Origin of the sequence: Paenibacillus tundrae (genome assembly GCF_030812775.1) — a bacterium.
GTDB lineage: Bacteria > Bacillota > Bacilli > Paenibacillales > Paenibacillaceae > Paenibacillus > Paenibacillus tundrae_A.
Window position 1 is genome coordinate 604,006 of the sequence record NZ_JAUSTI010000001.1, and the last position, 20,158, is coordinate 624,163.

Annotated in this window: 17 protein-coding genes; 15 read left to right on the plus strand and 2 right to left on the minus strand. The window is 44.0% G+C overall.

Going from position 1 to position 20,158, the window contains the following annotated elements:
- Nucleotides 1-6: 6 nt before the first annotated feature.
- The 4 genes from J2T19_RS03080 to J2T19_RS03095 all read left to right on the plus strand — a co-directional run bounded on the left by J2T19_RS03080 (nt 7) and on the right by J2T19_RS03095 (nt 2,507).
- Nucleotides 7-1,137, plus strand: a complete 1,131-nt coding sequence (locus J2T19_RS03080) for a tail fiber protein (RefSeq protein WP_307213012.1) — start codon at nt 7-9, stop codon at nt 1,135-1,137.
- Nucleotides 1,138-1,139: 2 nt separating this feature from the next.
- The gene (locus J2T19_RS03085) at nt 1,140-1,403 is read left to right on the plus strand and encodes a hypothetical protein (RefSeq protein ID WP_307213014.1); all 264 of its coding nucleotides are present in this window, start codon (nt 1,140-1,142) and stop codon (nt 1,401-1,403) included.
- Between the two features lie 89 nt (nt 1,404-1,492).
- Complete coding sequence (locus J2T19_RS03090; RefSeq protein ID WP_307213153.1) at nt 1,493-1,891, plus strand: phage holin family protein; 399 nt, start codon at nt 1,493-1,495, stop codon at nt 1,889-1,891.
- On the plus strand, nt 1,884-2,507 hold the full coding sequence (locus J2T19_RS03095; protein WP_307213016.1) for a lysozyme: 624 nt from the start codon (nt 1,884-1,886) through the stop codon (nt 2,505-2,507). Before J2T19_RS03090 ends, J2T19_RS03095 begins: the two co-directional genes overlap by 8 nt.
- Nucleotides 2,508-2,804: 297 nt before the next feature.
- Here J2T19_RS03095 and J2T19_RS03105 read toward each other — a convergent pair whose 3' ends face one another.
- The gene (locus J2T19_RS03105; protein ID WP_370874779.1) at nt 2,805-3,311 is read right to left on the minus strand and encodes an Ltp family lipoprotein; all 507 of its coding nucleotides are present in this window, start codon (nt 3,309-3,311) and stop codon (nt 2,805-2,807) included.
- 238 nt (nt 3,312-3,549) lie between these two features.
- On the opposite strand from J2T19_RS03105, the gene J2T19_RS03110 reads away from it, so the two are divergent.
- The 4 genes from J2T19_RS03110 (at nt 3,550) to leuD (ending at nt 7,100) form a co-directional block, all read left to right on the plus strand.
- Nucleotides 3,550-3,903 (plus strand): helix-turn-helix domain-containing protein, encoded by a 354-nt coding sequence (locus J2T19_RS03110; protein ID WP_307213020.1) that lies wholly within the window; start codon nt 3,550-3,552, stop codon nt 3,901-3,903.
- A 63-nt stretch (nt 3,904-3,966) separates the two neighbouring features.
- Nucleotides 3,967-4,692 carry a hypothetical protein gene (locus tag J2T19_RS03115; RefSeq protein ID WP_307213022.1) on the plus strand — a complete coding sequence of 242 codons (726 nt, stop codon included), beginning with the start codon at nt 3,967-3,969 and terminating at the stop codon, nt 4,690-4,692.
- Nucleotides 4,693-5,045: 353 nt separating this feature from the next.
- Nucleotides 5,046-6,467 carry a 3-isopropylmalate dehydratase large subunit gene (gene leuC, locus J2T19_RS03120; protein WP_307213024.1) on the plus strand — a complete coding sequence of 474 codons (1,422 nt, stop codon included), beginning with the start codon at nt 5,046-5,048 and terminating at the stop codon, nt 6,465-6,467.
- 30 nt (nt 6,468-6,497) lie between these two features.
- The gene (gene leuD, locus J2T19_RS03125) at nt 6,498-7,100 is read left to right on the plus strand and encodes a 3-isopropylmalate dehydratase small subunit (protein WP_145047426.1); all 603 of its coding nucleotides are present in this window, start codon (nt 6,498-6,500) and stop codon (nt 7,098-7,100) included.
- Nucleotides 7,101-7,224: 124 nt separating this feature from the next.
- On the opposite strand, the gene J2T19_RS03130 is transcribed toward leuD, so the two are convergent.
- Nucleotides 7,225-7,794: a hypothetical protein gene (locus J2T19_RS03130; RefSeq protein ID WP_307213027.1), complete on the minus strand. Its 570-nt coding sequence runs from the start codon at nt 7,792-7,794 to the stop codon at nt 7,225-7,227.
- A 332-nt stretch (nt 7,795-8,126) separates the two neighbouring features.
- Between J2T19_RS03130 and J2T19_RS03135 the strand changes: the two genes are divergently transcribed.
- The 7 genes from J2T19_RS03135 (at nt 8,127) to J2T19_RS03165 (ending at nt 19,987) form a co-directional block, all read left to right on the plus strand.
- Nucleotides 8,127-9,539, plus strand: a complete 1,413-nt coding sequence (locus tag J2T19_RS03135) for an N-acetylmuramoyl-L-alanine amidase family protein (protein WP_307213029.1) — start codon at nt 8,127-8,129, stop codon at nt 9,537-9,539.
- 258 nt (nt 9,540-9,797) lie between these two features.
- Nucleotides 9,798-11,204, plus strand: coding sequence for an N-acetylmuramoyl-L-alanine amidase family protein (locus tag J2T19_RS03140; protein ID WP_307213031.1), 1,407 nt, complete (start codon nt 9,798-9,800; stop codon nt 11,202-11,204).
- A gap of 35 nt (nt 11,205-11,239) precedes the next feature.
- On the plus strand, nt 11,240-11,929 hold the full coding sequence (locus tag J2T19_RS03145; protein WP_307213034.1) for a GerMN domain-containing protein: 690 nt from the start codon (nt 11,240-11,242) through the stop codon (nt 11,927-11,929).
- 76 nt (nt 11,930-12,005) lie between these two features.
- Entirely contained in the window at nt 12,006-14,744 is a 2,739-nt protein-coding gene (locus tag J2T19_RS03150; RefSeq protein ID WP_307213037.1) for an S-layer homology domain-containing protein, read from the plus strand.
- Nucleotides 14,745-14,904: 160 nt separating this feature from the next.
- Entirely contained in the window at nt 14,905-15,600 is a 696-nt protein-coding gene (gene nth, locus J2T19_RS03155) for an endonuclease III (RefSeq protein ID WP_307213039.1), read from the plus strand.
- Between the two features lie 23 nt (nt 15,601-15,623).
- On the plus strand, nt 15,624-15,896 hold the full coding sequence (locus tag J2T19_RS03160; RefSeq protein ID WP_056696846.1) for a hypothetical protein: 273 nt from the start codon (nt 15,624-15,626) through the stop codon (nt 15,894-15,896).
- A 419-nt stretch (nt 15,897-16,315) separates the two neighbouring features.
- Nucleotides 16,316-19,987 (plus strand): dynamin family protein, encoded by a 3,672-nt coding sequence (locus tag J2T19_RS03165; RefSeq protein WP_307213041.1) that lies wholly within the window; start codon nt 16,316-16,318, stop codon nt 19,985-19,987.
- Nucleotides 19,988-20,158: the final 171 nt, after the last annotated feature.

Genomic DNA, 20,158 nt, shown 5'->3' on the forward strand with positions numbered 1-20,158 from the left:
GTTTATGTGGCATTTACACAAAAACTGCCTGAGTGGAATGCAACAGGCGTAGAGCCTTCATCCGTTCAGAAACAGACGGGATTTCAACCAGGTATGAAACCACCGGCTCAATGGTTCAACTGGCACTTAAACTGGAGTTACCTAGCGCTGAAGGAGCTGCAAGAAAAAGCGGCAGAGAAAAGCTATGTTGATACAGAATTTGAAACGATTAAAAACGATATTACTCAACTCCAAGAAGATGTCCAAAATGCTGACATCCCGGATGCTTCACTAACCGAAAAAGGTAAGACACAGTTGTCAAGTGCAACGGATAGCGAGTTGGAAGATAGAGCGTCTACTCCAAAAGCTGTTAAAGCGGCATATGATCGTGGCAGTGAAGGAGTGACGGCAGCTCAAACAGCCCAGACCATCATCAACAATAGAGATGGATACGGAACAACCACCAATAGCGGAAATGCCTATGCTGTCACTCTATCGCCTGCGCCTGGGGCATATGTGGATGGGTTAAGAATCACTATTAAAATTAACGCCACGAATACTGGGGCTGTGACAATCAATATTAATGGACTCGGGGCGAAGAGTGTTCTTAAGTCAAACGGTACTGCTATGACTGCAAATTCATTGCGGGCTAACTCGGTATATTCGCTGGTATACAATGGAACGGCTTTTATCTTACAGGGTGAAGGGGGTGAGTATGGTACTGCGGTTGCTGGTGATGTCAGGGCGGGTAAGTCAATTGGCACAGATGCAGGATTAGTTACAGGCACACTAGCTGAGAGGGCAACCACAAGCATAACGCCGAGTAATGCAGTTCAGAATTTTCCTGCTGGGATTTATCCTGCGTTTGCTGTTCAAGCGGCTCCTGTGCCTTCGATGAAGGTTTCATCCGGATTTGAAAGCATAAGCGTTCCCGTATCATCTACTGTAGCTATACCCAGGGTTCCTGGAACAAAAGTGTCCACTGAAATTTTAATATCTAATTATAGTCGTATAGTAACGTATTCTTCTGTTGCTGTTGATGTGGAAAATGATTGGACTGTAGCGGGACAGGGGGACGCAACTGATTTTATTTTTACAGCAACTAATCGAGGAACTAATTCGAGATCGTTTACTACATCGAGAAGAGCGGGGTTTTAATTATGAATGAGTTGGAACAGTATATATATGATCATTATGACGTACAGGATATCAGTCCGGTGTTTGGGAAAGTAATCGTTTGGAACGAGTATATCCAAACTAGTTTTGAAGGTTTCAAGGATTTGTTTGGTGATATTATCATGGCTGGAATTGAAGCTGGATTATCCTTTCAGGAAATCAGTCAAAAAATGGTTATCGAGTCGATCAAAATGAATTATGGTCTGACGGAAGTAATTATTCATAGTAGCGGCGTATCAATATTTTAATTATTAGATGTATCAAGCCCTCTGGAGTGGTCAGGGGGCTTTTCATATTGAGTTCAGGGGGAAATGAGTTGGAGACATTAGGTAAATGGATGGTGGCCGTAGTGGGTAGTGCAGCAACATATTTTTTTGGTGGTTGGTCTGGATTGCTTGGTGTGTTGCTGGTATTAATCATTTTTGATTATGTGACAGGCGTTGCAGCAGCCGGAGCAAGCGGAGAATTAAAAAGCAAAATTGGTATGATCGGGATTGCCCGGAAGGTGTTCATCTTTGCCATGGTCGCCGTGGGTCATTTGGTGGATGGCATCCTGGGAGATGGTCACTTATTCAGGGATACGGTCGCATATTTTTACATTGCAAACGAGCTATTGTCGTTGATCGAAAACGGCGGCAAACTGGGCGCGCCAATTCCACCAGTAATCAAACAGGCGGTTGAGGTGCTAAAGGGCAAAGGCGGCAATAACGATAAAGGAGCTGGTACAAATGTTTAAAATATCTAAGGTGGGCATTGATCTGATTAAATCTTTTGAAGGCTGCAAGTTGACTGCGTACAAGCCATACGCACATGAGGAATATTGGACAATCGGCTGGGGGCATTATGGGTCTGATGTAAAACCAGGACAAACAATTACTCAAGCACAGGCGGACGCTATGTTAATTTCAGATCTGGCTAGGTATGAAGCATACGTAAACAACCCGGTCTATGTACCTCTTACTAATAAGTTGAATCAGAACCAGTTCGATGCGCTGGTAAGCTTCTGTTACAACACTGGTCAATCTAACCTGAAAAAGCTTTGCGTTGCGCCGCGTACACTGGCTCAAATTGCCGCAAAGATGCCAGAATATAATAAGGCAGGGGGTAAAGTGTCAAACGGACTGGTGAGGCGCAGGAAGGCCGAGGTTACTTTGTTCAACTCTCCTGTTAAGGAAACGCCTAGACCGGAGAACGAAGTAACTGCTTTAGTAAACGGCAAGGAGATTGAGGGGGCTATACTTATCGGAGGCACAGTCTTGATACCCTTGAGAGCTGCGGGGAATAACATCCCAGGAGCTGAGGTCAAGTGGGATAAAGAAACGTTGACAGCAAGACTAGACACACCAAAATAATCCCAATCGCTTGGTAATACAAAAGCCCTACCAGCTACGATGCTGATAGGGCTTTATTTTTATTTAAACATCTTTTTATTTAAACATCTTTTTAATTAAACTAGTGAGACTGAACGTTGTTTTATTGTACACCTTGTTGTATAAAGCTCGTTTCGGATTACGGAGCCATCCATAACCTCTCGGCATTTTCAGCCCTGATCGGTGTACGATTTGACGCTTAATGCTTGTGCGAGCTGACAGGCGCTTTTTTAGACTAGACTTCCGTAATCCGATTTTCATTAGAGGCTACCTCCGATATTACTTAAGATTGTCTACTGCGTATTGCGCTTCTTCTGCGGTGAACTTCTCTCCATACTCAGATGTTAATTGATCATAGATTCCCGAATCTGACATGTTCATAGTCTCTGCATAGTTTTGTGCGGCTTTCAAAGCATTCTCATTCCAGTCAGCCACAATGTTATCAATTGCATATTGAGCAGCTTCATCGGGGAACCCTTCTCCATACTCAGATGTTAACTGATCATATATGCCTGCCTTGGACATGTGCATAGTTTCAGAGTATGATTCTGCGGATCTCAATGCGGCTTTATATTCCCGTGGAACGTTATCTTCTTCCTTCTCGACTACTTCTTCAGCTTTAACTTCTTCTTTCTGTGTTTCTTCTGTCGATGCTGCTACTGTTTCTGTTGCTGGAGCTTCAGCTTTAGTTTCTGTAGTAGATGATGTACTTGCTGTTTCCGTTCCACAAGCTGACAAGGCTGCTGCAAGCATTAGAGCGGATAGTAATAGCATTGCTTTTCTCAAGGTAATTCCTCCTATGTATTAGATAGAAATAGTCTATCAGACCTAGGAAGATGTTTCTAGATTTATTTGAAACAATTTACAAAAATGTCGATTTGGGTTACTATGAAACTATAAATCCGAAAGAATCGGTGAAAAGGGCGTTGCTAGCATTTTGCTGGTAGTGCCCTTTTTTTTTGCATAAATTAATTGAATAAGGAGAAGATAGTTACAGTGATAGAGAAAAGGGGAGGTACATAAAATGAAAGATAAAGATCAATTCGTTGATCAATTGATGCAATTAATAGAGAAATACATAGATGAGCAAGCAGAGGTACGTTTTAAAAAAGAGATGATTTCCTTAGCAGTTAATCCGCCAGAGAGAAATGATTCAGGAGTGAATACAAGTACAGCTCTACAAGAATTACCTGAAATACTGAGCGCTCAACATATAGCGGATTATCTGAGTATTTCACGTAAGAAAGTATATGAATTGTTTCAGAGAAATAACTCTAATGGCGGTATCCCTAACTTCTCCATTGGAGCAACAAGGAGGGTAGATAAAATTGATTTGCTAAAATGGATTGAAAAATTGAAAACAGAAACGACACTATAAAGCTTTTTAAGAACCTGTTAAGTTCAAATAAACGAAAAAAACTTTATGGCAGGAGGATTTTGAATGGAGTACATCCTTCGTGAAACTGATATTTTTGATCCAAAACTTGCTGATAAATTTTATGATTTGTTTAAAGATGATCTAGAGCTGTTTGAGGATGATAAATATTACAATCTCACTGTAAGTTTCCATGTGAATTCGAATGACCATTTAACTAGCTTTATGAAATTCGAACTACCTCCTCTAGAAAAGAAAATCACCAGAAAGAATAGTGACTACGAGAAGGAAAAAAAATATGATGTATTGAGTTATCAATTAAAAGAACTTGAGGATATTTTGGTTATTAATGATATTAAATTCCATATGTCCACGATTCAAGGTGAAGAGTTAGAATTCACAGATAACATTAAGATAGTGATATTAGAAAATGAGCCAAAGAACAACACTAACAAGAACGGTAAGAAGAAACTTTGGATATGTCGCTCAATCATGCCTAGCAGGCCTTATACAACTAGTCTAATCAATGATTTCTATGCGAAAAGAATGAATAAACTGTATCATAGATTCTTTAGTATAATAAAAGATAAAAAAATTATCTCTGAGATTTTAGAAGTTGAAGAAACACAAGATATTAATTTGCTTTTTAAAGCATTCATTGAACAATATGGCGATTTGTGGATGACAACAGAAGAAAGAGAAAAAGAATTAATCAATAAATTGAAAAACAGATGCTTAGAAGTTTTACAAAAATATATAGATGAAGAACAGAAACAAAATGATGATATTTAACTGAGTAATGATTTAATGTAGACACCCCTATATCTTAGATGTGGGGTGTCTCTTATTTATTTCTGTCGCCACTAAGCGAACCTATTTGGGGACGGATTGGGGACTAAATGTACATTAAAGGACAATTTTTTCCCTTATACCACCTCATTCCCCAAAGTGATAAACATCTATAGACCAATATTTGTACGTATTTGCCCCAAACCACCCTATAGGATAAAGCTATTACATCTATAGATATTATATCTTGGAACAATGAAGGGACGAGTGATATATTTATGTCATTCAAGAGCTTCACTGATGTGAACGAAACAAGAGGCTCTTCCAAGGAACGAACTTATAATGAGGTGAAAATGATGAGTAAAAAAACGATGTTTGAGAAAATTTGGGAAAACCACGTAATTCATCAGGAAGAAGGCAAGCCAAGCATTCTTTATATCGATCTACACCTTGTACACGAAGTAACTTCTCCACAAGCATTTGAAGGTCTGCGTTTGAGCGGTCGTAAAGTTCGTCGCCCTGAACTGACATTTGCAACAATGGATCACAACGTTCCAACGAAAGATCGTTTTAACATTACTGATCCAATCTCCAAACAACAAATTGATACGTTGTCGCAGAACTGCCGTGATTTCGGCGTTAAGCTATATGACTTGGACACGATTGATCAAGGTGTTGTACACGTTATGGGTCCTGAATTGGGTCTGACTCATCCAGGTAAAACGATTGTCTGTGGTGATAGCCATACCTCAACCCACGGTGCGTTTGGTGCACTTGCCTTCGGGATTGGAACAAGTGAAGTAGAGCACGTTATGGCAACGCAATGTTTACAACAAGCCAAAGCCAAAACGATGGAAGTCCGTTTTGTTGGTAAACGCAACCCAGGTGTAACGGCGAAGGATATGATCCTTGCAGTAATCGCTAAATATGGCACTGACTTTGCAACAGGATACGTTATCGAGTACACAGGCGAATCTATTCGTGAACTGAGCATGGAAGAGCGTATGACGGTCTGCAACATGTCCATCGAAGGTGGCGCAAGAGCAGGTATGATCGCTCCAGACGAAACTACATTTGAATATCTGCGTGGACGTGAATATGTGCCTGCAGATGCAAAATTCGACGAAGCTGTTGCAGCTTGGAAAGAGCTTGTGACTGATGAAGGTGCTGAATTTGATCGCGTAGTTGAAATCGATGTAGAGACATTGATTCCACAAGTAACTTGGGGCACAAGCCCAGGTATGGGAACGGATATTTCTTCCAAAGTACCTGTTCCTGCGGAGCTGCCTACTGAAAATGAACGTAAAGCGGCAGAAAAAGCGCTTGAATATATGGGTCTTACACCTGGAACACCAATTTCCGAAATTCCAGTGGATTATGTGTTCATCGGTTCTTGTACTAATGGACGGATTGAGGATTTGCGCGCGGCTGCACAAGTAGCCAAAGGCCACACGGTTTCCAGTAATGTTACGGCAATTGTCGTTCCGGGATCAGGACGTGTCAAAATCCAGGCTGAAAAAGAAGGACTTGATAAAATCTTTACAGAAGCTGGCTTCGAATGGCGTGATGCAGGATGCAGTATGTGTCTTGCGATGAATCCAGACGTATTGAAACCAGGTCAACGTTGTGCTTCAACATCTAACCGTAACTTTGAAGGACGTCAAGGGCGCGGAGGACGTACGCATCTGGTATCTCCGGCAATGGCAGCCGCAGCGGCAGTTAAAGGTCACTTTGTTGATGTACGTGACTGGAATTTCAAAACAGAAGCAGTTATCTAATTGTAACGAACAGAAGGGAGAACGGATCACATGGAAGCTTTCAAAACACTGCAAGGCATCGTTGCACCGGTTGACCGGGTCAATGTAGATACAGACGCAATTATTCCTAAACAATTTTTGAAACGGATTGAACGCACTGGCTTTGGACAATTTTTGTTCTACGAATGGCGTTTTGACGAAGAGGGTAACAATAATCCTTCTTTCGAAATGAACAAATCACGTTATGAAGGGGCATCAGTTCTGATCTCTCGTGCTAACTTTGGTTGTGGATCTTCTCGTGAGCACGCACCATGGGCAATCATGGACTACGGATTCCGTTGTGTGATTGCACCATCTTTTGCGGATATCTTCTATAATAACTGCTTCAAGAACGGAATTTTGCCAATCAAGTTGTCAGAAGAACAGGTAGAAGACCTGTTCCAACGAACTGCAACTCATGATGGCTACGAATTGAATGTGAATCTGGAGAACAAAACGATTACAGATGCACACGGGTTACGTATTGAGTTTGACCTGGATGAGCACCGTCGTCAGTTCCTATTGCAAGGACTGGATGATATCGGTTTGACACTTCAACATGACGATGAAATCACAGCATATGAGCAACGCCATGCGGCAAAATTGTTTGGTTAATTGCTAAAATAATAAGAGTAATAAGCTTCTGAATCACAGTATGAACCTAGTTCCTTTCTGTGATTCAGAAGCTTTTTTCATTTCACCATATGTTGAACGATTGCTACGATCATTCATTGAGCTCTTATACGTAAAATGCGGAGTCTTTCTTGGCCGAATATTGTAACACAAATGCTGCACCACAGTTCATTGCTCTCGATGCGATTTTAATCTGAGTATGATCCAATCTTGTTTCCCTAAGTACACGCTTGACGGCTTGAATGCCGAGCTTCTCATCTACAACATGGCAGTATATGTTCAAGGCGTATTGTGTTACCGGCTTGCTGGTCTTGCCCATATCGAAGCCGTCTACGAATCCTAGACCTCTCCAGCCCAGCTCACTTGATAATGCCTCCGTTGCTTTCTCCTTAAGCCATAGATCACGTTTGCTTCCTGATATGCTCTTCATCGGATATTGGATGAGTAAGATGACAACCTCTTGTTTGGAAGCTTCTTCATAGCATTGACTAGTGTAACGTGATAGAAAATTACGTTTGAATTCGTCTTCATTTTGATATTCGCCAGGAAAATCAATTCGACTTGCCGTACCTAATGCACCAACAGTTCCAACATGTTCAACCAGCTGATCATCTTCGATCCAGTATTCTGCATACAGTAGTTTACCATCGGGGTTCTTCTTATATAAAGTAAACACGCCATACCTCCATTTGGATAGATTGTAATAACATAGTCCTCGTGTCCTATTTAAAGTTCCATAATATGTATAATCAAAGTTACCTTATTGAAAGAGCTAACGTCAATATAAACACGATGAATAGATTCTACATTCACAGATAGATAACATCTACCGATGTTTATTCTTTTTCGCCATATTTCCGACCAATTATGACAACGTTGTAACCGGAATGTGACAGGATATCTGATAAACTGGTTAGTAGATTATGGAAAGCTACATAGCGTTAGACATGTGTTTATAACTAAGAGTTAAATAGAGTCACAACAGACCAACAGAATGGTGGATGATGTATGAGAAAATGGTCAGCAGTATTTGTATTTATTTTATTTCTGTGCGTATTTCCTGCAATGGTGCATGCTGACACGCCTCCTTCCATCGTACTAGATGGTGTAACAATTGAACAGCAAACAGGAGCTCCTGCTGAAAATACGGGTAAGACAGTAATGGTTCCCATCCGAGTGGTGTCCGAAAATTTGGGCTATGAAGTGAAGTGGGAGAAAGCAACGCAGACGGTTAGTGTGCTAAAAGGAGCAAGAAGTATTCAGATGGTTGCTGGGCAAGAGGAAGCTACTGTTAATGGAACCAAAGTAAGCTTGGATGCGCCTCCTTTAATCAAACAAGGAACGACTCTAGTTCCGTTGCGCTTTGTTGGTGAGGGGATGGGTCTAAATGTAGGTTGGGACAATGGAACCAAGACTGTAAGCCTATCAAGCCTTCCTCCTGTAGTAGAAGTAGATAACGAAGAAGATTCGATAGAAACACCTGTATCGGTCAATCTTTCAGAGTTAAATAGCATGAATTTTAGCGAAAATCAGCTTACCTTGGGAATTAAGGGAAATATCACTCCGAAGCTGTCCACGCTTACGAATCCGGATCGCATCATTGTAGATTTGCCGGGAACGACATTTTCACAACAGTTCATTCAAGGACAAGCCTCCAAGCCAGATGGAAGTGGCAGTTTTCTAGTCACAGACTCGGCATTAGTTACCCAGGTTCGGTATGCTAACTTTAGCAATTCTCCCGCTACTGTAAGAGTTGTCTTTGACTTAAGTCATGTTGCTACTGCAAAGTGGTCACTGGGAGACAATCAAAAGATACTGATCGATCTTACCCCGAGTGGTGGTGAAACAACAATCACTCCGCCTCCTGCTGTGCAAGTTCCTAACGGGACAAAGGTTGTTATCATTGATCCAGGGCATGGAGGAAGACAGTCTGGAGCAGTTAGTGTGACAGGCAAATATGAAAAGGACTTTAATTTGGCTGTAGGACTCAAAGTACAAGCATTACTCCAGCCCTATACGGACATTCAGACTGTCATTACACGGAAGGATGATACGGAACTGTCCTTGCAGCAGCGTGTTGATATAGCTGAAATGAATCATGCTGATGTTTTTGTGTCCATTCACGGTAATAAATTTACGACACCTGTGCCTAATGGGGTAGAAACACTGTACACTCGCTCAGAGAGCAAGGAGTTGGCGGATATCCTTCATAAATATGTACTACCTATTACGGGACTTAAGGATCGTGGCATTAAGACGGCAAGTTTGCACGTGACGAGGGAAACAACAATGCCGGCCGTTCTTCTAGAGCTTGGATTTTTAAGTAATGAATCGGATGAAGCGATAATGTTTACCGAAGATTATCAGAACAAATGTGCACAGGCCATCGTTGATGGAATCTTGGAATTTTTGAACAAGTAAGTTGAATTTATCGTAAATCCAATGATTAGGGCAGTTCGTTGTTTTAAGATGCATGATTGTGAATAAAGGGAAATTAAAACCATAAAAATGTAGAAAAAGCTTGATTTAACAACGTTTTTTTTCAGTGATGATGGAATATATTCGCAACTTTTGCGTGTTGGAGGCGTCTAATAGGTGTCTGGTAATGCCCAAGTAGTCAGTCAGAGTTGAAATTCCGCAACGTGTGGCAAAAAAATATGAGAATGGTAGGGGTGAAGGATGAAGAAGTTCGGTTTTTTGGTACTGTTATTTGTCTTTGGGCTCGTTTTCCCGGGCTATAGTCATGCAGCAACAGATACGAAAATTATCCTAGATGGGAAAGAGATAGTGCAGCCTTCGGATGCCAAAGCGGAAAACATCAACAGCAGTGTGATGGTTCCAATTCGGGTCATTTCCGAAAGCCTGGGATATGGTGTGGACTGGCAACAGAAGACAAGCACCGTGACTATAAGTAAAGACAACACTGCCATGCAGATGATTGTTGGACAGAAGACGGCAACGGTGAACGGCAGTAACGTGAACCTGGATGTCCCGCCACTCGTGAAAAATGGTACGACACTTGTTCCGCTCCGATTTGTTGGTGAACAAATGGGTCTAAAGGTGGGTTGGAACAATACCACGAAGACGGTAACATTAGTTACCCAGAATTCAGGTTCCGGAAACGGAACGACTACTCCCCCGAACTCCGGCAATAACAGCGGAGATACGCAGGAAGGTCTTGTACTGGTGAACGGCATCAGCTTCAGTGATAACCGCTTCTTAATTGCAACGAGCGGAGATACGAAGCCGAACGTCTTCACGATGACAGGACCGGATCGAATTGTTATCGATTTGCCTAATACGGCATTTGCTGATTCTTTCAGTCAAGGACAAGCTCTTGATAGCAATCAGAATGGACAACTTGTTGTGAACGGATACCCAGACGTATCCAAGATTCGTTATTCGTTATACAGCAATACGCCATCAACCGTAAGATTTGTTATTGATTTGTCAGGTAGCAAAGGTTATGAAGTACAGAACGACACTGGCTTAGTTATCGTTGACTTGAACAAAGAAGGCGCAACACCACAGCCACCAGTAGGCAACAATGGTAAAAAGGTCGTTGTTGTTGACGCAGGGCACGGTGACCAAGATCCGGGTGCAATCGGCGTAACAGGCAAACGAGAAAAAGACTTTAATTTAGCAATGGCATTGAAAGTAGAAGCCTTGTTAAAGAAAGAACCGAACATTGACGTTGTGCTGACGCGCAGCGATGATACATTTTTAGCGTTGAAAGAACGTGTGAGAATCGCTGAAAGTCTGAAAGCAGATATTTTTATCTCTATCCATGCTAACAGTGGACCTGCAGCGGCAAATGGTGTAGAGACATTTTATTCTCGTACTACCAGCCAGGCACTAGCAAAAGTAATGCATAAGCATTTATTGCAATCATCAGGGTTGAAGGATCGCGGTGTTAAAATGGCTAGTCTCCACGTAACTCGCGAAACAACGATGCCCGCTGTTCTGCTAGAAGGTGGATTCCTGAGCAACAAGAGTGACGAAGCAGCACTGTTTACGGAAAGTTTCCAAAATAGTGTAGCCAAAGGTATCGTTGCGGGGATCAAGGAGTATCTGGGAATCAAATAAGGGTGAATTCCTTATGTACAGGAGGCGGAGTTAGAATGAACAAAAAATTATGGATTGCAGCACTACTAGTAACAGTTATGGCGGTCGCTGCGGGATGTGGAAATAAACCGACAGCCGCTCCACCTCAGACGCAAGGTGCAGGTTCCGAGGATACTGTGACAGAAGTGCAAGGTGAGACGGAAATTACTGAACCTACTACTGTAGAGCCCAATGAAACGTCTTCGACACCAACACCAGACACGACTACGTCTGAATCAGAAGGTTCGAGTTCAACAGGGGGTACAAGCTCAAGCTCGGAGAACACAGGAAAAACGGATACTTCGCAAGCGACTGAGAAGAAAACGATTAACGTATTCTTCACAGATCCAGAGGAGTTAGAACTGCATGAATCTACGGCAACTGTGACCTATGCGGCGGAAGAAGACAAATATAAGTCTGCTTTTGAAGCTTTACAACAAAGTACAGATGACACACTCGTTCCACTGTGGTCCAAGGAGATCGAGCTGAAGTCTGTTCAATTCAAGGATGGTGCTCTTACGCTCGATATCCACATGCCGGATACGGCTAGACTTGGTGCTGGTGGAGAAGTGTTCGCCATCGACGCATTGAAAAAAACATTCTTCCAGTTTGATGAAGTGAAAACACTTGATCTATTGGTGGACGGACAACAGTCCGAGAGTTTGATGGGCCATGTGGATTTGGAACATCCAATGACGAGATCTTAATAGAGATCTTCAAATGTTGTTTTACCGTGTACTCTGCGGAATTTCAGCCGCTTTACATGAGAGAGGGGAATCATAGGTGACTTTTAAATATAATAATCCATCACACTCTAAAAAAGTAGTTTCAGCCGTACTTGCAGGCATGATGGCTCTTAGTGCTGGCGGAGCTGCCCTGGCAGCTGAAGCAACAGATGCTGGGCAGAGTCAGACAACTGCAGTAAGTAATACGGCTGCACCAACCGGTTTGTTCAGTGATATCAAAGCAGGATACTGGGCTGAGAAACATGTATACAAACTGGCATACCAAGGAATTCTCCTCGGTGAAAAAGGCTTATTTCGTCCAGGAGACGCGGTAACACAACAAGAAGCGGTAACCATGGCCATTCGGTTTATGAATAAACAAGACCAGTTGAATGACACTTCGGCTGCGGCATTACCGACAACTATGGAAGTAGGCAACTACTTCAAGCCTTACGTCGCATTGGCGTTGGAACTGGGATTGATTGATAAAACGGAAGAAGAAGCAGTGGATGTGTCCAAAACATCTTGGGGACAGAAGCCTGCTACTCGTGAGTGGATCACGAAGTTACTTATTCGTTCGTTGAACAAGGATGCAGAAGCAAAAGCTCAAAATAATCAATCGACAAGTTTTGCCGATAATGCAAGCATCTCTGATGGTAGCAAAGGTTATATAAACCTAGCAGTTAGTCTAGATCTTGCTAAAGGTGTAGATGGAAACAAGTTTAATCCAACAGGCTCTGTTACACGTGCACAACTTGCTACGTTCTTTAGTAGAGGTGAATCGTTGACAGATACAGCTTATCCTAACACATACACAGGATATGTAACTGGACTTGAAGAAGGTCGAATTACAATGATCGTTGATGGTAAGCTGACGAATTTTGCCGTGAACAGCAATACGCCTTATTTCACAAAGGACAGTGAAACTCGTTCACCACAAGCGAATGTTCAATTGTATACGAAAGTACAGGTGGTCGGTTCAGCAGGTAATGCTTCCTATGTGGAAGTAATCGATGCAACACCTCAGGTTGAGACAGTAGAAGGAACGTTTGCACGTTCGTTGTCAGGTAATAAAATTGGTGTCTTCGTTGGTGAAAACTACGAGACGTTTGGATACGATGAATCAACAGCATTCATTGATCAGAACGGAACAGCAATTAAATTATCGGATATTACAGCGGACAGTACTATTGAAGTGCAACGTGAGACTTTCTCCGCTGACAAGAAGACAGTGGTTATCCGTGTCAAATCGGGCATTGTTAACAAAAGTGATACTGGAGTGATCGCTGAAGTCGTGACATCTGGTAAAACGATCAAGCTGGTTACTACTGCAGGAACAACAGAGCAGTATACGTATAGTGACAATCTTATGATTCGTTATCAGGATCGGATTCTGACGCTAGCTGAGCTTAAGCCGGGAAGTGCTGTGAAATATACGGTGAGAGATAGCGTTTTACAAACGATTGAATTGTCACAGGGTGTGGAGCAGTCTGTTCGAGGTACACTGGTGGAAATTGGTGGTAATCAGTCTACGTTGACATTCAAGCGTGAAGGTGGCTCCCTTGAAGCCAAGCTGCTGGTTGAGAAACCGGAAGTTATCATTAACGGAATTCAGGATGCTTCATTAAATGATCTGATCACAGATGCAACAAATGGAGATCAAGTAGAGTTAACATTAAACGCTGAAGATCGTGTGACACGTATCCAGGTCATTGGCCGCCAAATGGAACCGATGAATGGTGCATCTGTAGTATCTTATAACGCTAAAACCAAAGTACTTACTGTGCTGGATAGTAACAAGAAACCGTTTGTATTTACATTGGATGAAAAAACAAAGCTGGATTATAATTCGACGAAGCCAACCATGGCAGGTCTAGAGTCTCTACTAAGCGAAGGACGCAAGCTGGATCTTACGTATGTGGGCACTCGTGCGCTTTCCGTTAAGGTTGTTTACAAGTATGAAGGTACCATTAGCAATATTGATACTTCCAACCGAAAAATCAGCTTGTTGTCTGGTAATCAGACAGTTACCGTTCCTTATACAATCGCTCCTACAGTGGAAATGTATAATAAATCTGGTGCAAGTCTCACCGATTTAAAAATTGGCGACAACGTTACGGTCACATTGGGCGCAAATCAGGATTATATCCAAAAGATAGCGTTGAAATCCGTTGCTCAATTCGAAATTACGGGTATTGAAACGAATGGTCGTATTCGTGTAAAATCGGATTTGCTGACAAGTCAATTTTACTTTGATCAAGCGACGCTGACTGGAGAAAGCGGTCAGACGTTAACTGCTTCGCAATTGACAGTAGGAAACTTGATCAACGTTACGTTTGAAGGAATTACGCCGAAAGCTGTCCAGGTTGTTAAGCGTACACTCGCTGAGGTCACTTCAGTTGATGCAACTTCAGTTACACTGAAACTATTCAACGGTCAATCCGAGACAGTTCCGGTTAGCGGTCCCGTCAAAGTAATTAAATCGGGTTCTACTCTAACGACACTGGGAAGTCTTACTGTGGGTGATCGGGTCGAAATGACGAAGGATACGGATAACTCCACTCGTTTCAGAGTGATGACAATCCTGAGCAAACAGTTCTGGTCTTACGATGGCGTAGGGAACCAAATTCTGGTGAAGCGTGAGACAACTACGGATACTAACTATCGTTTTGCACTGGGTACAGGAGTATATGTTCACCAGGGCGACAACACTTTAAGCGTGCAATCTCTCAGAGATAATGATAATATTGTATTGTATCTCCTGAACAACATCGTGATGGAGATCCAAAAACAGTAATCGTTTCTTTTCGAGGATCAAAGAATGACCGTCTTGATGCGGGATCTTTCCCGCATCAGGACGTTTTTTTTGCAAGCTTTTGTGTCCTCGTAAAGTACTCGAAATAAGTCTGGAAGTAAGGCTCCACCATGTGTGGTGATTCTGTGGGAGGTAGCTCTTCATGAATGCAGCGACAGTTAGGCACATACTCGATACGATGGAATCGATGTTTCCTGATGCACATTGCGAATTAAATCACAGCAATGCGTTTGAATTGACGGTAGCTGTCCTATTGTCGGCCCAATGCACCGACGAAACAGTAAACAAGGTAACCGCAGACTTGTTTCGAAAGTATACAAGCCCTGCTGATTATCTGGCGGTTCCTTTAGAGGAATTGGAACAGGATATTCGGCGAATCGGCCTGTATCGGAACAAGGCCAAGCATATTCAGAACATGTGCCGTATTTTAATAGAGCAGTATGGCGGTGATGTACCGCAGGAACATGATCAGCTTGTGACGCTACCAGGGGTCGGACGGAAAACCGCGAACGTTGTTGTTTCTAATGCGTTTGGCGTTCCTGCCATTGCGGTGGACACGCATGTAGAACGTGTGTCCAAACGGCTAGGACTGGCTGGATGGGATGATTCTGTTCTTGAAGTCGAGAAGAAATTGATGAAGCGCGTACCCCGGGATGAGTGGACGTTGACCCATCACCGGATCATCTTTTTTGGACGCTACCATTGTAAGGCCCAGAACCCAGCGTGCCCTATCTGCCCTCTGCTGGATATATGCAGGGAAGGGAAAAAGCGTATGAAAACGTCCCAAATCAGGAAAGATAAGGAACGTAGTAGTACCCCTAAACGAAAAATAAATTAATGATTAGAAGAGGATGAGTAACGATGAAATGCATTTCCGTTTACACTGACAATTTTGAAGCCTTCTCCGATATTTTTGAACAAGTTGTGGAGCAGGAAATGGCTGAAAATGAAGAAAAAGAAGTAGAAGGTATCACTGTAAGTCATTCCGGCGACGTGCCTGAGCATTATTTGGAGCGCATGTCCACAAAACCAGAAGTTGTAGTTATGAGAGACAAAGGAAGAAATATTACAATTCTTCAGCATGGACAAGTATTTGAAATCTTGTTGCCTACGATGGAGAACGCGGTTTCTTAATTTACACCTATACCCATGGATATGTTGCACCTGTGTTGGCACGCTCATTACGAAGCAATACCGCATACTAAAGGTGCAGCATGTTCGTAAGTACCGTCGATAAAACCGATATATTCGGTTTTATTTTTTTATATATAAGGAATTTGTTTATAGGTTGGGTTGGCAGGATCTATAGAGCAAGCTAGATGCTTTGTCTGTGCGTTAATACATAGAAATCGTTCAAATTCGCACAAGGTAATGTTAAAATAGGACTATTATAAATGCGAGTTCAAAAAGAATCCAACTTTAATGCTGAAAATGCTGAGTAAGTATGTGATTTTTTCTTTTATAATCCAAGCGGACTTTTTGAACAACTTCTATAAGAGAAAGGCATTATCACGAATGATGCCAAATTGAGGAGCCAGGGGGAAAGGCCAGTCATGACGAAAACAGATTATCCATTAGCAATGGCTAAACCTCTGCTTCCACTGCGAGAAGCAATGGAGCAGACGACAGACCATACGGCGGTACAGGCTATAACAGATCTGATCCGCAAGGCGGAAATGAAGCAATTGACAATCGCATTCTGCGGGCACTTCTCAGCCGGTAAGTCTAGTCTGATTAATAGTTTGTGTGGTAAACGGGTACTGCCTTCAAGTCCAGTGCCTACAAGTGCTAACGTGGTATCAATCCGCAATGGTGCGCCGCGAGCGATTATTCATACGACGGATCACGAAAGCGCTGACAATGCATCAGGCGTGGGTAGTACACTGGAGGTTTCCCCTGAGCAGTTAGAAGCGTATTGCAAAAATGGCGGCGCATATCGTTCGATTGAAGTGTGGGATGATATTCCTTTGCTGAAGAATGATGCAGTACTGTTAGATACACCTGGTGTGGATTCGACAGATCGAGGTCATGGATTGGCGACTCATTCAGCACTTCATTTAGCTGACGTCGTGTTCTATGTGATGGATTATAATCATGTGCAATCAGAGAGCAACTTGTCTTTTGCTAAAAGTTTGTCGGATTGGGGCAAACCGTTGTTCTTGATCGTGAATCAGATTGATAAACATCGAGAACATGAGCTTTCGTTTGATACGTATATTGAAGGTGTTGAAACGATCTTTAATGCTTGGGAAGTTCGATATGATGGGCTATTGTTCACATCACTTCGAGACAAGGATCACCGCTACAACCAGTGGAAGCAGATTCCTGAGCTTATTGAACATATGTTGGAACATAAAGAGGGTCTGATCCAGCATAGTTTGGTGAGTTCCGCCAGTCATGTAACAGAACAACATTTAGAGCGGCGAGCGGAAGAACGAGAAGAGGAAGAAGCAAGTTTGCTTGAGGAAATTGGTGGACCGGAAGGCTTGGAGAGATTGGAGCATGAGCTAGCTGCAATTCAGCAACAAGAAGCTGAGCTTCGTTCCAAGCCCTCACGGGAACGAGAGAAGTTTCGGGCAGAACTTGAACCTCTTCTAGCCAATGCCAATCTCACACCAGCAGATATCCGTACGTCAGCAGGTGCATTTCTGGAAAGTCGCAAACCTGGATTCCGGGTGGGACTCCTATTTTCGGGAGGCAAAACGGAGCAGGAGAAACAACGTCGAGTGGCAGAGCTCGTTAACTTGTTGAATGACCAAGTTCAGGGACAAGTGGAGGTTCATATCCGGACGATGCTTAGACAGCTTGGTGAATCTCATCAGCTCTGGGGAGCTGAGTGGGAACAAGCGCTGAATGCAGAGCTTCCTGTCGTGGATGAAGCTTTGCTTGAGATGAAACGAAGTGCAAGTGCAGAGTTGTCGCCTGAGTATATACTTCAATATAGCAAAGAGTTGCGAGGCGAGATTGAGGCTCGCTACCGCAAGTCGGCCATGATGCTGGTCGACCGCATGCTTGAAGCGCTGAGCGCGCAAGGCGAAGCCGCGCTTCAAGCGCTGGACGCCAGCCGCACAGCGTTGCTGGCGCAATCCGCTGCGGCGACGCGCTACACAGCGCTCCAGCGCGCCGCCGCAGCGGAGGCAGCAGGGCTGCGCAGCCTGCTGCCTCCTGCGGGCTCCCTCCCCTCCGGACTATTGCCGGAGGTGCGGAGCCCGCAAGTGCCCGTGCATGAGCCGAGCGAAGCTCCCGGCTCGCACACGGGCACCACGCCTGTGGCTGCGCAGCCACAGGCAACGCCGCCGCGCACAGCAGCAGCGGCGCAAGGGCACCCGGCGGCTGGCGCTGAGCGTCGCCGGCGCCTGGATGCAGCGGCGGCACGGCTGGAGGCCGCCGCTGCGGTGGTGGAGCCGTACCCCGCCATGGGGTCGGCGGTACGGGATCTGCGTGCACGCGCGGCTTCGCTTGCCGGCGGCAAGTTTACACTCGCGCTGTTTGGTGCGTTCAGCGCGGGTAAGTCCTCCTTCGCCAACGCTTTGCTCGGCGAAGCTATCTTACCGGTCTCGCCGCACCCAACAACAGCGGCGATTAACCGCATCATGGCTCCGTCCGGTGGAGCGGAGCATGGCACTGCTCGAGTCCGGATGAAGACTCGGAATGCTTTCCAAGAGGATCTCGCATATTCATTCCGTTTGCTTGGCTTAGGCGAGCCTGAAGCCGATTGGCAGAAACGCGTCAAATCGCTATCGCCTCAAGATATACATCCAGCAGGAAGACCGCATTATAGCTTTTTGCAGGCGGCTGCGGCTGGTTGGGAGGATACTGCGGATCAATTGGGTCAAGATGTGTTAGTTGATCTGGCCGGTTATCGTAACTTTGTAGCGAATGAACGGAAGTCCTGTTTTGTTGATAGCATAGACCTCTACTATAGTTGTGCAGTTACGGAGCAAGGCATTGTTCTGGTAGATACACCAGGAGCAGACTCGGTGAATGCCCGACATACTGGAGTAACGTTTAATTATATGAAGAATGCGGATGCGCTTATTTTTGTAACGTATTATAATCATGCTTTCTCACAAGGAGATCGACAATTCCTGACTCAATTAGGCCGGGTGAAGGACAGCTCAGCTATGGATCAGATGTTCTTTGTTGTCAATGCGAGTGATCTTTCTTCATCAGAAGAAGAATTGGAACAAGTTCTGGATCATGTGAGCACCCAGCTTCGTACGAATGGAATTCGTTCGCCTCGATTATTCCCGGTGTCCAGCTTGCTTGCGATGGATGGTAAGAGCACCGGTAATGCTGAGTTGCTTCAGCAATCAGGCTTCACGCGGTTTGAAGAAGAATTCAATCGCTTCGCTGGTAGAGAGCTTGCCGATCTCGCCGTTCACGGAGCAGCGGAAGAATTGACCCGTGTGGTGCAGCGATTGAAGCAGAGAGCAGAGGATGCGGTGCAAGGTGAAGAGGTGTTAGAGCAGCGTCGTTTGGAGCTGAATGCGATCATGGATCAATCCGTAGGCCGTATTCGTACCCTCGCTGAGCGTTCCATGAAGGAGGAGCTAACACAAGAAACAGGTGAATTGCTCTTCCATGTTAGACAGCGACTCGGATATCGACTGGGTACATTTATGGCCGAGGCATTCCATCCTTCAGTAATACGAGAAGATCGCGGTCAATTGAAAAGTGCCTTTGCTGCATGTGGACGTGAACTGTTGCGCATGATTGCAGTTGAGCTTGAACAAGAACTGCTGGCAACCACACTACGATTAGAACAAACGGGTCAGACATGGCTGCAGAAGCAGATCACGGATTGTATAGAAGAGTTGAAACGTCTATCTGGAGGGATGGATCTCTCCCTATCCTTTGATGAGGAATGGACAACACCGGTTCTTGATGAGATTCGATTAGAGGAGCCATCCGGCTGGAAAAGCTATCAGAGTTATCTACGCAATCCGAAGCAATTTTTCGAAGGAGGCGGACGTCAACGGCTGCAGGAAGTGCTAGAGCCTGTTATTAAACAAATGGTCGCTGATGCGTTACCTCCTGCGCAGCAAAAGCTTATTGCATTCTATGATATGCAGCTACAGCAGTCATTACAGCACCAGGCCAGACAGTTGGAGGAGAGACTTCAAGAAGCAGTAAGTGCGCTGAACGAAACGCTGACAAGCGGCATACTCGCGGACGAATGGAATGCTCTTTCTCTAAAAGTACAGCAATTCGTACACGAATAAGTCTACACGAAGTGTGTACCTATGAATTCATGTTCAAAAAGGCTCCCGATCGAGAGGTCAACAAGGGAGCCTTTTTTTTGTACGAACAACCTGAAATGAAGAGAATATTCAAACATTTGATTGATAGTTGGTTGTTTACCCCTGTTAATGCCGCATTAAGGAGAAAGTAGC